Raw genomic sequence first — 14,184 nt, 5'->3', positions numbered from 1 at the left:
GGTTTCTTATCTATCTTATGTAAAGTGAGTTTTTCAACTTTTGATGTGTTCAAAATACATTAAATTCTTCCGTTAACATCGCGTTACTCAATGTTGTATGATATACTATAAATCAAGAGGTGATATTATGCTTATTACTAAATCAAGACTGCAAGGCAGTTCTGTCGTCATTACGCTTCCTTCTGATAACGGTAAGAAACCTTCTGAAAATCAAGAATACGTTGTCGTCTACGCAGAGGATGGGACGATCATTCTTGTTCCTAAAATTGAAGATCCTTTTCATGGTGGAGAAGAATCAGAGTTTTATGAAAAAGATGAGTGGGAAGACCTTTCACCTGAAGGGAGAGAAATTTTTTAATGATGAATGATCAAACTTACATTCCCAAAAAAGGGGATATCGTGTGGATCGACTTTGACCCTTCGGCTGGAAAGGAAATTCAAAAAAGACGTCCAGGATTAGTCGTCTCTCGCTATGAGTTTAATCGTAGAACGATGTTTGCGGTAATTTGTCCTATTACACATACGATTAGGAAATTTCCTACCCACTATACATTGCCAGATAGCATAGATACAGATGGACAAGTGATTATCTCTCAATTAAAATCACTAGACTTTAAAGAAAGAAAACTGAAAAAAATTGAAAACCTCCCTTTACAAGATATGGCGAAGATCGATCAGATCATTGAGTATATTTTTTAAGCAATACAACACCATGATTCGTCGGCAGATAAACCACGGATAGTAAACCCTTATTCGATTCTGAACATTTTTAGAGTAAGCGACATATAATAAAAAAACCAGCTAAGCCACGCTTAACTGGTTTTTTATTAGTTGAAATCCTATCCTAAGTTTACATTAAAACGCCTCTCACACATTCAAAATCCACATAAACCCAAGAAAGACAAAGAACAAGCCGTACATGATTGGTGAGACTTCTTTGCCGCGTTTGGCTGCTAACATGGTGATTGGGTAAAAGATGAAGCCCAAGGCGATCCCATCGGAGATGCTGTAGGTCAACGGCATGCCTAATAGAATCAAGAAGGCTGGGATTGCGATTTCCATTTCGTGCCATTTGATTTCTCGTAGCGATTGTGCCATCAGCACGCCTACGACGATCAGAGCTGGTGCTGTCACTTGGGAAGTAACAACGGATAGCAATGGTGAAAAGAACAAGCCGAACAAGAAGAAAACTCCAGTCGTCACGGCAGTCAAGCCAGAGCGACCGCCCACGGCGATCCCAGCGGAGGATTCGACATATGCGCCTACTGGTGAGGTCCCTAATAAAGAACCAGCGAGCATGGCGGTGGAGTCAGAAGCAAGTGCTTTGCCGACCCGCGGCATTTTGTTGTCTTTCATAAAGCCCGCTTGATTGGCAAGTCCCACCAAGGTGCCTGCCGTATCAAAGAAAGTGACGAGTAAGAAAGTCAGTACTACGACCCACATTTGCAGGGAGTTGATGTCTCCTACATGGTTTAGCGCCACTAAGAATGTGGACGAAATACTCGGTGCAGCAGAAACGATACTGGATGGTGCTTGGATCAAGCCAGTCAAAAGACCTAAAACAGTTGTTGCGGCCATCCCGATAAAAATTCCACCAGGAACTCTGCGAACCATCAAGACGGCAGTGATCACTAAACCAAAAATCGTCAGCCACGTCGTACCGACACTCAATGACCCTAGTGCCACAAGGGTCGAATCATCGGAAACGATGATCCCGCCTTCGCTCAATCCCAAAAAGGCGATGAACAGACCGATCCCGCCAGAGATGGCGTATTTTAAATCAGCAGGGATCGCATCAATGATCAGCTCCCGTAATTTGAAGATCGTGATCACGATGAAAATCAGTGATGCCACAAACACACCCGCTAATGCTGTTTGCCATGGAACCCCCATTCCAATACAGACTGAATAAGAAAAGAAAGCGTTGATCCCTAATGCGGGTGCCGTAGCGATCGGGTATTTTGCTAAAACCCCCATCAAGATACAGCCCAATGCGCTGGCTAACGCCGTTGCCGTAAAGACGGCACCTTCGTCCATCCCAGATGCCCCAAGGACCGTTGGATTGACGAATAAAATATAGGCCATCGAGATAAAGGTGGTAAAACCAGCTAAGATTTCTCGTTTGACCGTTGTTTGTAAGGCATCCAGCCCAAAAAAGGAATTGATTTGATTCTTCATTTTTACTCCTCCAGCAATCAAGCAAAGGTGTCGCCATTGCTTGATTTTTTATAATGAAAACGACGAAATCAATCATAAACCAACTTTATCTGCAAGTAAATATTATCCAGTTAAAAAAACCAATAAAACGCTTTTTCCAACATCTTACCCTTAGCTGTTTTTAATCAACGTGTAACGACTTCTCATTCACCAATTGCTCCAGTTGTTCCTTGGTGGTGCGCTTGATGGAAAGCTTCGGCAGCTCCTTCAACGAAAAGTAATCGCTGTTGGAGGTTTCACTGTTTTTGATGAAGTCCCCTGCCAAAACATCACAGGCAAAGACCAGCTTATAGTATTGAAACACTTGCGGAATGTCTGGTCTTAGATTCGTATCAAAAATTGCTCGCAGCTCCTTGACCTCAACGAGTAAGCCAGTTTCTTCCAGCACTTCTTTTTTGATGTTTTCCCGTGGTGTCAAGCCAATTTCTGCATAGCCTCCTGGCAGTGACCATTCTTTCGTCAGGCTGTCTTCCACCAGCAAGATTTTTTCGTCTTTTTGGATCAATGCTCGTACATCGACTTTAGGCGTAGGATAGCCCTCATTTTTTTCTGTTAAAAGGGTCAACGCAGCTGCGTCTTGATCCACGACGGTACTCATCAAATGCAATGCCAACTCTTTGATCTCTTGATAACGTTCCTTATCGTACACATCTTTGCCATAGTACAAACCTGCTTCAGCGATCGATAACAGGCGTTTGTATTGCGCAAAATAATCTTTCATCCATTCCCCGCCTTTTCCATTTCTCTGTTATGCTTCTTATTCTAGAGGAAATCGGCGGTTTTGCAAAAGATTGGCAACCCAATCATTGAATTCTCGTTGCTGCCATCGCCTGATAAACGCAGATTTTTGTAAAATCAGCCGATTTAAGGGACAATGAAAAGAGCAGAACGATTTTTCTCAGAAAGGATGATGAAGATGAACTTAACGCCTGATTTAGTTTCCAAAGAACAATTGATTGGAAAAATTCAAAAAGATATGGACCAAACGATGCTCGTCTATGCACTTTTAGTTTGTGCAACGCTGATTGCTTCGATTGGTTTGAACTACAACTCTACGACAACGATTATCGGGGCGATGTTAATTTCGCCACTTTTAAATGGGATCAACGGGATCGGCTTTGGTTTAGGTCTTTCCCACTTGCGCTTAGTCAAAAAAGGGCTGCTGGTCTTTAGCATCCAAGTCATCATCGTACTTATCATCTCATTTGCCTTTTTCTTACTCACGCCAGTCAAAGACACAACCCCTGAGATCATCACCCAAACATCTGCGACGATTTGGGATATTTGCGTCGCATTGATCGGTGGTTCAGCACTGGCTTTTGCCAAAGTCAGGGGCCGCGACAACGATGTTATTATCGGCGTCTCCATCGGGACGTCCCTGATTTTGCCGCTTTGTGTGACAGGTTATGGGCTGTCGATCAAAGACTATTCGATTTCATGGGAGTCTGTTCAACTCTTCTTCACCAATTCCTTTTTGATTTGTTTTTCCTTGTTCATTACCATCTGGCTGTTGCAGTATGGGGATTTCCGTCACCAAAAATGGTGGAAGTTTGCCGTGGTTGCCTTACCGATCACGGTCATTGGGAGTTTCTTCGTTTATACGACGATCCAAACGACCATCGTGGAATACCATGCCAAGCGTTTTGTAGAAGCCAAACTGGGGGAACATTATTTGCTGGAGCAAACACTTAATGAGCAGAAACAATCCCTTGAATTAAAACTCGTCGGTGAACCACTCTCGAAACAAGCGGTCGCGCAGCTTGAAGCAAGTCTTGAAAACTATGCTTTGCCCGACTACCAGCTCAAGGTCAATGTCTATTCTGCCAATAAAGAGGGGCAATTTGATGCCAAAGTATTAGCCGAAATCCTACAAGTCCAAAACCAAGGAACTTCGAAATTTTTGGGCTTAGACTAAAAAAACAGGCGCTGCCCTTTTCAGGTGTAGCGCCTGTTTTTCTTCAATTTAAGTCATTGAGTTGTTCAGCGATTCTCTCGATCAACGGGCGATAATCCACTTGCTCGTAATCTTCCACATTGACTTCGATAAGCGCTCCTAACTGAAAGTCATCGTAACGGCGATCAGTGATGATTTGCCGAAACGCTTCTTTGGTTATATGGTTGGTTGCAGCTTGTCTATCTTCCAGTACATCCCCGTAATGGTACCGTTCCATGATGAAACTTAAATGACGGTCATCCGCTCGATCACGTAAGTGACGTCTTTCCCATAAGGTTTCAAAAGAAGCAGTCAAGCGAATGGTCAAGCACTCATAACCATAGCTTTGGGCGAGAAAAGTTAGCAATGGCTTCTGTTTTTCACTAAAAGGATATTCCGAGACCACCAAGCGTTTTCCTAAAGACATGTACAAGCCCAATGCCTGATAGTAAAAAGGCCAAACATACTGCTTTTCGATCTGGGCTTTTTCTGCCAATGAATCAAAGCCGAGGGATTCGGCATAGCACTCTTTGATTTCATCTGGCGTAAGAGCGAAAAGATCAGGAAAACGTGTCTTCAACAGATTCAGTAAATAACTTTTTCCAGTTCCAGGGCTGCCTGCTAATAAAACAAGCATCTTTTTGCGTACCATCTATTTGCCGATCGCAGTCGGCGCTTTCGTATTCATGAAAAGGCCGATCTTGTGCTTGACGATTTCTTTGATGGCTTCATTGGATGGGATCACGTTGTGGCGCAAAGATTTGTTGACTTCCGTTGCCCCAAAATTTTCTTTCGCAATCTTCGTCCAGTTCACCAACAATTCAGTACCTACATTAAACTTACGAATGCCGTTATTGATCAATTCGGGATAATCTTCTTCTTTGACGCCAGTTCCTCCATGAATGACTAGCGGCACGTCGACGACTGCATGGATCTCCTTCAATAACTCAACATTCACTTCGGTTTTGGAGCGGAATTGACCGTGATTGGTTCCGATAGCGATGGCTAGCGCATCGACGCCAGTAGCAGCGACAAATTCTACCGCATCTTCTGGGCGTGTGAAGACTTTATCGTCTTCTTCCACATGAATGCCCTCTTCTGTGCCGCCGATCGTTCCTAGTTCTCCTTCGACGGACACCCCATGAGCATGAGCGTATTCGACGACTGCGCGCGTTTTCAAAATGTTTTCTTTGAAGGGCAAATGCGAGCCATCATACATCACCGAGCTATAGCCGCTATCAATCGCCGCTTTAATCTCATCGAAATCTCTGGCATGATCCAAATGCAAGACAGCGTCCACTAGCTCGTGATCGGCAATCGTTTTGACGACATTGACCAAGACATCATAGCCGATGTATTTCGCCGTATCGATACTTGTTTGAATGATGATGGGTGCCCCCATCTCTTTGGCTGCCCACAGCATACTTGGCAGCATTTCTAAATTATGGGTATTAAAAGCCCCCACTGTAAAATTCAATGCTTCTGCTGTTTTCGTTACTTCTTTTAATGTTGTATACATCCTTGATTCCACCTCGTCTAGTTTAATTGCCGCTGATCGTAAGTTGTTTGGCGATTTGCCGCATTTCTTCCATTTTGTCCATGTAATAGTCGATCTTTGCATCGTCGCCGTTTCGTGCGGCGGCGGCACGCTGAGCATTGTAAAGGGACATCAGTTTTTTGTAGCCGTCCCCGATCGATTTTTTCGCCTGCAAGCTTTTTTCCAATGCGTCGATCGCTTCTTCTGTGCGGGATAGTTTTGCCTGCGCCAAGCCTAACGCTTCATACAATTTTGCTTGTTCGTCGATGTCAGTTTCTGCTTGCAACTGACTTTCTAGTGTTGCAATAAGCGCTTCTGCCTCTTGGCTTTCTTCAGCGGTCAAAGGAACCGCTGGTGTTTCTGTGGGCTTTTTTTCTTTTTTGAAAAAAGAGAACATGCGTCTTCCTCCTAGCGATTAAAAGTTTTTCAATAAGGGACTGATGATCCAAGCATATAGCAAGGCTGCCGTAACGGTATCCACATCAGTTGCCGTAGCGTTAACAAAGCCCATTTGATTGAAGATCGTTACAAGTAGGGCTGGCAGTAACGTAATGAAGAATCCGTGAAAGATCCCTCCGATGATCGCCCCTCGACGTCCACCGACCGCATTGCCGAAGATCCCAGCGGTACCGCCTGCAAAGAAGTTCGTCAGCATCCCTGGCAAGATCATCGCCAAGCCAAAGACTGGTAAAACGAACATGGCGATGACTGTCCCAATCGTTGTAGTAATGAAGCCTAAAATAACTGCATTTGGGCTATATGGGAAGAATACTGGGCAATCGAGTGCTGGTTTTGCATCAGGCACCAATTTCATGGCGATCCCACGAAACGCAGGGACGATCTCGCCTAAGAGCAACCGAACGCCTGCTAGCAAAACATAGACTCCAACCACGAATTGAATGGCTTGCAAGAAGGCATACATGATGTAATTTTGATCACCAGAAAGCGTAGAAGCAAAGGTTTCTCCAGCAAACAAGACCGTCACGATATACAGTGGAACCATCACGACCATGACAGAAAGATAGGTATCTTGTAAAAATTCAAAAGAACGTGGCAGTTTGATGTCTTCGATCGATTTTTTCTTCTCGCCTCTTTCTCCAAACAGATAGGCAACGCCTGCTTCAAAGAGGTAGCCGATCGTACAGAAATGTCCGAGAGCAATGTCGTCTGACCCAGTGACTTTGCGGATGATGGGCTGAGCCATCGCTGGCATCGCTACGGCAAAGATCGCCCCAATCAACCCACCGACAAGAATCAAGACAACGCCGCGTAAACCAGCGAAATAGCCAAAGACCGTCGTCATGGTCGCCATCCATAAAATGGCTTGACCCGTTAAGAAGATATATTTCCATTTTGTAAAGCGTGCCAATAAAATATTAAAAACAAAGATGGCTAAAAATGTCAGCGCTATGTCCCGACCCAAGCCCAACTCATTCATCGCTTGCCCGTTGATGGCTTCGATGGAAGGAATTATGCCTTGCATGTCGAATCCTTCTGTGAAAATCTCGCCGAAATAGGTCAAACTACCGACGATGATGCTAGAACCAGCGCTTAAAACCTGGAAGCCCAATAGCGTCTTCAAACTTCCTGAAATGACTTGACCTGCTGACTTTTTTTGAAGCAGCAGCCCTAACATCGCGATCAAAGCGATCGTGATCGATGCCTGCGTTAAAATATTATCAATGATAAAATTGATGATGCCCATTTTTTCAAACTCCCTTCGTCATGCCTCTTCCTTACAGTGCGCCTTTTTCCGTTAATACTGGGGTGATTTTTTCTTCGATTTCTGGTTTTGAAACGATGTTGCGTAAATAAATGATTGCGGTTGTCGGGTCCAAGGCAAACTTTTCAAATTGCGTTCGGAAATTCTCTGCCGTAATGATGATGTCTGGTTTCATTGATACCGCTGATGAGATATCGACATGATCCAATTTCGCCTCCACTCCTAATTTCGTTAAGACATCTTCTGTTGACATCTGAGCCGCAAAGCTGCTGCCAAGACCTGCACCGCATACGAATAAGATCGATAATTTGTTCATGATTTTTTCCCCTTTTCTTTTTTTTTATGAAAATAGCAATGATTGAAAAGCTTCAATCGTAGAGCAAGCCAGCAACTGCGTGACTTTTTCTTCATCATTGATCAGTTCGATCAATTCCTTCATGATGGCAAGATGAGAGTAGGAGTCCACCGCAGCCAAGCAAAAAATGATTTTGACGGGGTCCATTTCTGGGTTCCCAAATGCGACTGGCGGCGCCAAGGTGAGGACACTCACACCCAACTGCTGGGCGCCATCTTCTGGTCGTGCATGCGCCAGCGCCAAATGTTTGCCAATGACGATATAAGGACCGTATTCCTCCACCGCCGCAACCATTGCCTCGATATAGCGTTTTTCGATGATCTGTTCTTTTACTAGCGGCTGCGCAGAGCGTTCAATGGCTTCTTCCCAATTTTGAACAGGAACGTTTAATTGAATATGATTAGCGGATAAAACATCTTTTAACATTGGCTGAATCTCCCTTGCATTAATGGCTAATTGATTTTGTTCAAACAAGTGTGTCAATTTGCGATAGGCGGCAGCATCGACTGTCCCGCCGCTTTCTTCAATCACTGTAAGCAACTGATTGAAGAACAGCGTGGCATTTTTTTGGTCAAAGGCGATCCGCTTGAATTGTTCATTGTTGTTTAAGAAACGGCGGATCACTTTGTGATTTTCTTCATTGATGATCGGTGGGATCAGTAATACCGGCTTTTCTCGATAATCGATCTCATAGGTTGAAAAAACCAGATCCACATCGAATTTCGTAATCAAATTGACTTCTTGTGAATTCAAGACTGCCGCAACTTCTACTTCTGGAAACTTCTCCTTGAGGCTGGCTGCCAGCAGATTGCCGGTTGCCATTCCATGGTTACAGACGACGACCGCCTTATAGCTCGTAATGATTTCGTGGTTCAATGAACTTAGGGCTGTAGAAAAATGGATCACGAGAAATGTCAGTTCATCTTCTGATAGTGGTTGACCGACGATCTCTTCGATCGTGGGGGCGAAGCCCTTGACGCCTTGGTAGATTTGTCCATAATTTTTGCGAACAGTCTCTTTGATCGGATTGGGTACTTGAATGCCGCTCTTGGCTCGAACGATCAGCGCTGCCATATGTTTATACAATCCCTCTAACAGCTCTTCTTCCTTTTTACTAAAAGGGATCTTGGTTTGGCATTCCACAAATTGGATCAGCTGCAGCGACAAAAGTTGCGCATGCGCCCATTCGATGGAATTGGACAAATCTTTAAAGTTCAGTGACTCGATGATGAAAGAAAGATAGTTGACTTCGATTTCTGGTGGCTCGATCGAAAAGGTATCAGCGATCGCCTGGATATAGGCTGACCCTTGGAGCTGATTGCTGGAAGCAGACCAGTTCATGCGAGTGATAAATTCCTTCATTCTGATACGCATCAGCCAAATGGCGGTAAACAATAAAATTTGGCTGCTATACAACTCATTTTGATTTGGCGGCAACACTGCTTGCATCACTAGTTGGATCTGCTTGATTTCTTTTTGCGGCAAATAGCGATAAAGCAATTTCGTAAAGACTAAATCTGGGGTCTGTTTATCAAGTGGCAACCTACCGATCCGCTGATTGATGATGTCAAAAATCATCGTCCGAATCGCTCGTTCCGATCCATTCAACCGCAGTCCTTTTTTTCCTAGGCTGATGATCTCAATGCCATATTTATTGATGTCCGCCCGCAAACGGCGCATGTCTTCATCCATGCTGCTTTTTGATATCTGGTACGCTTCTTCTTTTTTATTCAACACCAGGATCTCATTTGAAAAGGTCAGATGCAGCAGCAGATCAAAACGACGCTCTTCACGGGTCATATATTCCGACTGTTGTGCGTGTAATGCCTGCCAAACGATGGCTTGCTGTTTCGAGGTCAGTTTCAAAAGGATGCCCTTTCCTCGAAGAGTTTGGATCGGTCCGATGTGTAAGTCCGCAAGAAACGTGTTGATCTCATTCAAATCATTGCGGATCGTCCGCCCACTGGCTGCGGTCTCTTCTGCCAGTTGCTCGATGGATAGTGGATAATCAGTCACCAACAGGCGATGCAAAACATCTACGATTCGTTTTTTCACAACTTTCTCTCCTTCTCTGATTTGAGTATATGATTTCGCTTACAACAAAAAAAGTAGATGTTTCTGCCACTTTAGTTTGCAAAAATGTAAACGCTTCTATTTAAAAATAGGAACCTTTGCTCGATTATTTCATATTTCCCTTATTTTTCCTATCCGATGGAGATAACGTTTAGATAGAGGATCAAAGGCAAAAAAAGCAAGAGCTACAGCTCTTGCTTATCGATGATGGTGCATTCTATTGTGTTTGATCCGTCGTGTCTTCTGGTTTGTTTCCCAGTGCTTGCTCCATTTGCTTTACTGCCCAATCCATTAGAAAGATCAACAGCATTGCCAGCACGCTGCCGATCAATGCCCCTGAAAAACGCAATGGGATCAATTTCAGTGGCGTAAAACTAGTACCGATGGTCATTAACAGCAGAACTTGCGGGTTGGTAAAAAAATTAGCAACGGTATAATTGACTGGCATAAAAAACTCCGTCAATATGTTTAGAATGATCAATACCACTGCGATCGCTTCAAGGGGCATATGCAAGGACATCAATAAGAAACCCAGCAGCAGCCCCACGATTCCTCCCAGTACCCTACCAATCGTGCGATTTTTGATTTTTTCCATATGTTCTCCTGCCAAGACGGCAGCAGCAGAAATCAAGATCCAATAGCCGTTGCTGTCTCGCAGCAGGTAGGCAATGTAGGTCGCAACAAACAATATCAAAGAAAAGTGCAGCGCCTTGATGACCATTTCTGGTTGCTGAGATAATGCTAGCGAATATTTCTCGTGCAAGCTCAGTTGTTGAAAGGCCGTTTTTTCTTCTTTCAACGGCAGCTGTTCAGCCAACGAAATCACCAGTCCAGCAACCAGCGAGCCTGCGATGCCATAAAGCAAATAGGAACTGTGGTGCAAGATCTCTCCAAGGTGCGCTGCGTGAAAATTAAAGCCGGTGGCATAAAGCATCAACACGAAGAAATAATCGGGCTTGGGGATCCGCATCACTTTTGACAACAAAAACGCAGAAAACGATAACGCACCGATGATAAAAGGCGCGCTCCAAGGAATCAGTGCTGTCCCAGCGCCTAAAATAAATGCCAGCAGCAGCGCAGCGCCGTGGGTCAAAATGGCGCGCAGATTATAAAAAAGGGACCGATGTTGAAAAGCCAAGTAGGAAAAAGCCCCCATCGCCCCCACAGAACTTATCAAAGGGTCCTGAACGAGGATCCCTATAAACAAAGGAACCGCCATCGCAAACCCTGATCCTAACGGACGCAAGACTTTTCGTTTGTCTTTCATGCAATTCCTCCTATCAAAAAATATGTACGATGATACAGCCGTTTTATAAGCAACGTCCTAAACTAGTATACGAAGCAAAAGATGAATATGCAAATTTTTTTCAGAAACTTTGTGAAATCCTCGCAATGATGTCCTTGATCAACTCAATCGCTCATAGAAAACCGTTTATTCATGAAAAAGCAGCAAAAAGAGAAGCATTCGCTTGGCAACTGATTGCAAGCGAATGCTTCTAGCGATTCCGTCTCTCCCTTTAGACAACCCTTATTTCACAGAAGCGCTGGTGACCGCATCTGCTGCAGGTGCGTCATGAGTACTGGCACTAGTGACCGCATCGGTCGGTTCTTGGTGCACAGAAGCACTGGAAATGGCGTCTTCATTGCCGACAAGTTTTTGACCGGTTTGTTGCAAATACCATTCGATGATTGGCTTGAAATCAAGGATGTATTCGTTGATCCCCGCATATTCGCCGTTTTCATCGTGCATCGCTTGATAATTGTGGACGATGTATTTTTCTGGCACCTGTTTCGGCACATGGACCCGAACCGCGTCGGTTGCCCCACTGCGCAGCTGTTGGATCACCCACTCAACATTTTTGAAGGATTTTTCAGGATGGCATTTTGCTAATGGATTGCCGACTTGTCCTGGCACACGTGCTGCCAGCATATTTTGGGCTTCTTCCCGCAGATTGTAATACAAGAATTGGTTGTTGCTATCGGCAAATGTCAATTCCATCGGCATCGAATCTAAGAAGTAATTGATCTGATCGACTGTCAGCAAGCCGCGATTTAGTTTGACGTAGGTATTGCCAGAAACGGCACCGACTGCTTCAGCGGCTTTTTCCAGCCATTGATCATCATACATATCCACTCCTTCCACGGTGGTTGCGATTTTCCCTGTGGCGTAGAGGTCTTCGGGCGGCAATTGTTTAGGACCCGCTAAGGCAGAAACGACTTTGATAAATTGCAAGAAGCTGTTGATCGTCGCATCTAAAAAAGCAACCGTTCGGGCATCGATCAAATCACCGGCTTCATCGAAAGCTTCTTTGGCTTTGCCCAACAAAAACTCATTTCCTGGCATCACTAAAGCATTGACTCCCGGTGCGTCCAAAATCTGGCGCAGATGCAGCTGGGCCCTTGAAGTTCCTTGATCATAGTAAGAGGCACCCACGATCATTACTGGTTTGTTTTCCAGAGGATGGATCTTGAATGAAAGCCATTCTAGCAAGCTTTTCAGTCCTGCCGTCACGGTATGGTTGTGCTCTGGTGTAGCAATGATCACACCGTCTGCCATCAATAATTGCCGATTCAAACGCTGGATGGCTGGGCTTTGGGTTTGATCTTCCTCTTGATTAAAGAGAGGAAAGTCTTTGATCTCTACAAGTTCTAACGTGAATTCCTTTTTGTATTGCTTTTTGATAAAGTTCAGCAGCTGACGATTGGTGGAGACTTCAGCGGCTGATCCGACGATTCCGATCAATTTCATTGTCTTTACGCTCCTATCTTTTGCGATTAGATGGTTTCCCATGAAAATTCAGCAGCTTCTTTTTGATTGGCGGCATGGGCGTGCTGCAACTGGCTGGTAATTTTTACAAATAAAAGAAAATCGTTGAACAGTCCTTGCAGTTTTTGGGTCTGCTCTTCATCGATCAAGTTGCCTTGCTCGTCAAACGCTTGCAGCGAATGACCTAATAGAAATTCAGAGCTAGGCATGATCCGTGCTTTTAACTCTGGAGAGTCCAGAATCTGTCTTAGATGGGCTTGGGCACGAGAAGAACCTAACGTCCCATAAGAAGCACCAGTGATCATCACTGGCTTGTCAACAAACGGGAAAATTCCATAGGACAACCAGTTCAGGGCATTGATCAACGCTGCGGGTACGGCATGATCATATTCTGGTGTGCTGATGATCACACCGTCTGCTGCCGTGATTTTTTCGGCAAGCTGGGTTACTTGTACGGGCAACTCCTTTGATTCTGGTTTGTTGAACATTGGAAGATCTTTGATCTCGACTAGTTCGATCTCTGCCTCATTGGCAAACATTTTTTTCATAAATTGCAACAACGTGCGATTGGTGGAACGAGTGGCATTGGTTCCTACGAATCCGATAAATTTCATCCTGTCTCTTCCTTTCTGGTTGGGCTATCTTAAAAGTCTTGCCTGAATGCCTTTAGAGGCAATGACTTCATTTTCTTTGGTTACGATGATTCCTTCGATTTCTGGCTGCTGCTGAATCTCTTGTAAAACAACTGGAATGGGCTTGCCAAACAAGCGCGAAGTCCAGATTTCCCCCAGTAACGATGTCGCTGCAACGATCGTGATGCTCAAATACCCACATTCGATGGGAAAGCCACTCTGAGGATCAATCAAATGATGATACGTTCCTTCAGCGGTGGCCAAGACCCGCTCATAGATCCCCGAAGTGACGACGGTTTGGTCCTTGATTGGCAGAATGCCCAAGGTGTCTGCCCGACCACCTTTGGGATCTCGGATCCCGATCCGCCAATGCCCGTCCGAATGATTTGGTGCAGCGCCGAAACAGACAATATTTCCACCTAAGTTGATCAATCCATACGCTGCTCCACGGGCTTGGCAAAGGGTGCGTAACTTATCAGCGATGTAGCCTTTTGCTAATGCTCCGAGGTCGATCCTCATTCCACCTTTTTTCAAAAAAACCTTGCCTGCTGCCAATTGGATCTGTTGCGGGTCCGTTAGCGCAAGCAATTCTTTGACCTGCGTCTCTGATACGATGCAGGCATCTTCAAACCCGATGCGCCATGCTTGGACAAGTGGACCGATGGCAATATTCAGCTGACTGTGGGGAGCACAGCTATGCTGTTTGCCGATTTCGATCAGCTGGTACAATTCTGGATCAAGCACAAGCCCCTTTTGTCCTGCCAACTGATTCAGCTGATTCAATTCCGATCGCGGATCATTGGCACTAAAGCGACGGTCGTATCCTTTCAGCTGGGTCTCCAGCTCGTCCAGTACACTTTCTGGTTTTGTATGAGCGACTTTTAACTCAATGGACGTGCCCATCCGCTGAATCGTGCGAGTGGCTTCTCTCACTGCTGCCTTCATAA

The 14,184-nt window shown here is 44.8% G+C and carries 15 protein-coding genes; 3 read left to right on the top strand and 12 right to left on the bottom strand.

All coding sequences use genetic code 11. The features are described from left to right. The first annotated feature begins 127 nt into the window (after positions 1 to 127). Both A5867_RS06165 and A5867_RS06160 read left to right on the top strand, forming a co-directional pair. Positions 128 to 358 carry an AbrB family transcriptional regulator gene (locus tag A5867_RS06165; RefSeq protein ID WP_087627128.1) on the top strand — a complete coding sequence of 77 codons (231 nt, stop codon included), beginning with the start codon at positions 128 to 130 and terminating at the stop codon, positions 356 to 358. Beyond that, positions 358 to 699: a type II toxin-antitoxin system PemK/MazF family toxin gene (locus tag A5867_RS06160; RefSeq protein ID WP_087627127.1), complete on the top strand. Its 342-nt coding sequence runs from the start codon at positions 358 to 360 to the stop codon at positions 697 to 699. Before A5867_RS06165 ends, A5867_RS06160 begins: the two co-directional genes overlap by 1 nt. Positions 700 to 867: 168 nt before the next feature. On the opposite strand, the gene A5867_RS06155 is transcribed toward A5867_RS06160, so the two are convergent. Together A5867_RS06155 and A5867_RS06150 are read right to left on the bottom strand one after the other, a co-directional pair. Continuing rightward, positions 868 to 2,178 carry an NCS2 family permease gene (locus A5867_RS06155; RefSeq protein WP_016610053.1) on the bottom strand — a complete coding sequence of 437 codons (1,311 nt, stop codon included), beginning with the start codon at positions 2,176 to 2,178 and terminating at the stop codon, positions 868 to 870. 160 nt (positions 2,179 to 2,338) lie between these two features. Continuing rightward, the gene (locus tag A5867_RS06150) at positions 2,339 to 2,938 is read right to left on the bottom strand and encodes an NUDIX hydrolase (protein ID WP_010747733.1); all 600 of its coding nucleotides are present in this window, start codon (positions 2,936 to 2,938) and stop codon (positions 2,339 to 2,341) included. A 195-nt stretch (positions 2,939 to 3,133) separates the two neighbouring features. On the opposite strand from A5867_RS06150, the gene A5867_RS06145 reads away from it, so the two are divergent. Further along, positions 3,134 to 4,132, top strand: a complete 999-nt coding sequence (locus A5867_RS06145; protein WP_087627126.1) for a DUF389 domain-containing protein — start codon at positions 3,134 to 3,136, stop codon at positions 4,130 to 4,132. Positions 4,133 to 4,175: 43 nt separating this feature from the next. Here A5867_RS06145 and A5867_RS06140 read toward each other — a convergent pair whose 3' ends face one another. The 10 genes from A5867_RS06140 to A5867_RS06090 form a co-directional block, all read right to left on the bottom strand. Further along, positions 4,176 to 4,802 (bottom strand): zeta toxin family protein, encoded by a 627-nt coding sequence (locus A5867_RS06140; protein ID WP_074932238.1) that lies wholly within the window; start codon positions 4,800 to 4,802, stop codon positions 4,176 to 4,178. Next, positions 4,803 to 5,669: a class II fructose-bisphosphate aldolase gene (locus A5867_RS06135; RefSeq protein WP_087627125.1), complete on the bottom strand. Its 867-nt coding sequence runs from the start codon at positions 5,667 to 5,669 to the stop codon at positions 4,803 to 4,805. It abuts the gene before it with no gap. 22 nt (positions 5,670 to 5,691) lie between these two features. Further along, positions 5,692 to 6,084: a hypothetical protein gene (locus A5867_RS06130; protein WP_016610048.1), complete on the bottom strand. Its 393-nt coding sequence runs from the start codon at positions 6,082 to 6,084 to the stop codon at positions 5,692 to 5,694. A gap of 18 nt (positions 6,085 to 6,102) precedes the next feature. Then, positions 6,103 to 7,392, bottom strand: a complete 1,290-nt coding sequence (locus tag A5867_RS06125) for a PTS sugar transporter subunit IIC (RefSeq protein ID WP_008379073.1) — start codon at positions 7,390 to 7,392, stop codon at positions 6,103 to 6,105. Positions 7,393 to 7,423: 31 nt separating this feature from the next. After that, positions 7,424 to 7,726, bottom strand: coding sequence for a PTS sugar transporter subunit IIB (locus A5867_RS06120; protein ID WP_005225455.1), 303 nt, complete (start codon positions 7,724 to 7,726; stop codon positions 7,424 to 7,426). Positions 7,727 to 7,750: 24 nt separating this feature from the next. Further along, positions 7,751 to 9,820: a BglG family transcription antiterminator gene (locus tag A5867_RS06115; RefSeq protein WP_087627124.1), complete on the bottom strand. Its 2,070-nt coding sequence runs from the start codon at positions 9,818 to 9,820 to the stop codon at positions 7,751 to 7,753. A gap of 235 nt (positions 9,821 to 10,055) precedes the next feature. After that, positions 10,056 to 11,105: an FUSC family protein gene (locus A5867_RS06110; RefSeq protein WP_087627123.1), complete on the bottom strand. Its 1,050-nt coding sequence runs from the start codon at positions 11,103 to 11,105 to the stop codon at positions 10,056 to 10,058. Positions 11,106 to 11,366: 261 nt separating this feature from the next. Then, the gene (locus A5867_RS06100) at positions 11,367 to 12,587 is read right to left on the bottom strand and encodes an NAD(P)H-dependent oxidoreductase (protein WP_042890446.1); all 1,221 of its coding nucleotides are present in this window, start codon (positions 12,585 to 12,587) and stop codon (positions 11,367 to 11,369) included. 26 nt (positions 12,588 to 12,613) lie between these two features. After that, positions 12,614 to 13,219, bottom strand: coding sequence for an NADPH-dependent FMN reductase (locus tag A5867_RS06095; RefSeq protein ID WP_005234653.1), 606 nt, complete (start codon positions 13,217 to 13,219; stop codon positions 12,614 to 12,616). 24 nt (positions 13,220 to 13,243) lie between these two features. Continuing rightward, complete coding sequence (locus A5867_RS06090) at positions 13,244 to 14,182, bottom strand: FAD:protein FMN transferase (protein ID WP_087627122.1); 939 nt, start codon at positions 14,180 to 14,182, stop codon at positions 13,244 to 13,246. Between the last annotated feature and the right edge of the window lie 2 nt (positions 14,183 to 14,184).

It is taken from the genome of Enterococcus sp. 6D12_DIV0197, from assembly GCF_002174385.1.
Taxonomy (GTDB): domain Bacteria; phylum Bacillota; class Bacilli; order Lactobacillales; family Enterococcaceae; genus Enterococcus_D; species Enterococcus_D casseliflavus.
This window is presented reverse-complemented; position numbering and strand designations above follow the sequence as displayed.

Excerpts from the sequence above, each read along its gene's own strand:
- A5867_RS06130 (WP_016610048.1), bottom strand. The coding sequence starts at position 6,084 with ATGTTCTCTTTTTTCAAAAAAGAAAAAAAGCCCACAGAAACACCAGCG.
- A5867_RS06155 (WP_016610053.1), bottom strand. The coding sequence starts at position 2,178 with ATGAAGAATCAAATCAATTCCTTTTTTGGGCTGGATGCCTTACAAACA.
- A5867_RS06125 (WP_008379073.1), bottom strand. The coding sequence starts at position 7,392 with ATGGGCATCATCAATTTTATCATTGATAATATTTTAACGCAGGCATCG.
- A5867_RS06150 (WP_010747733.1), bottom strand. The coding sequence starts at position 2,938 with ATGAAAGATTATTTTGCGCAATACAAACGCCTGTTATCGATCGCTGAA.
- A5867_RS06110 (WP_087627123.1), bottom strand. The coding sequence starts at position 11,105 with ATGAAAGACAAACGAAAAGTCTTGCGTCCGTTAGGATCAGGGTTTGCG.
- A5867_RS06120 (WP_005225455.1), bottom strand. The coding sequence starts at position 7,726 with ATGAACAAATTATCGATCTTATTCGTATGCGGTGCAGGTCTTGGCAGC.
- A5867_RS06090 (WP_087627122.1), bottom strand. The coding sequence starts at position 14,182 with ATGAAGGCAGCAGTGAGAGAAGCCACTCGCACGATTCAGCGGATGGGC.
- A5867_RS06095 (WP_005234653.1), bottom strand. The coding sequence starts at position 13,219 with ATGAAATTTATCGGATTCGTAGGAACCAATGCCACTCGTTCCACCAAT.
- A5867_RS06140 (WP_074932238.1), bottom strand. The coding sequence starts at position 4,802 with ATGGTACGCAAAAAGATGCTTGTTTTATTAGCAGGCAGCCCTGGAACT.
- A5867_RS06165 (WP_087627128.1), top strand. The coding sequence starts at position 128 with ATGCTTATTACTAAATCAAGACTGCAAGGCAGTTCTGTCGTCATTACG.
- A5867_RS06145 (WP_087627126.1), top strand. The coding sequence starts at position 3,134 with ATGAACTTAACGCCTGATTTAGTTTCCAAAGAACAATTGATTGGAAAA.
- A5867_RS06135 (WP_087627125.1), bottom strand. The coding sequence starts at position 5,669 with ATGTATACAACATTAAAAGAAGTAACGAAAACAGCAGAAGCATTGAAT.
- A5867_RS06100 (WP_042890446.1), bottom strand. The coding sequence starts at position 12,587 with ATGAAATTGATCGGAATCGTCGGATCAGCCGCTGAAGTCTCCACCAAT.
- A5867_RS06160 (WP_087627127.1), top strand. The coding sequence starts at position 358 with ATGATGAATGATCAAACTTACATTCCCAAAAAAGGGGATATCGTGTGG.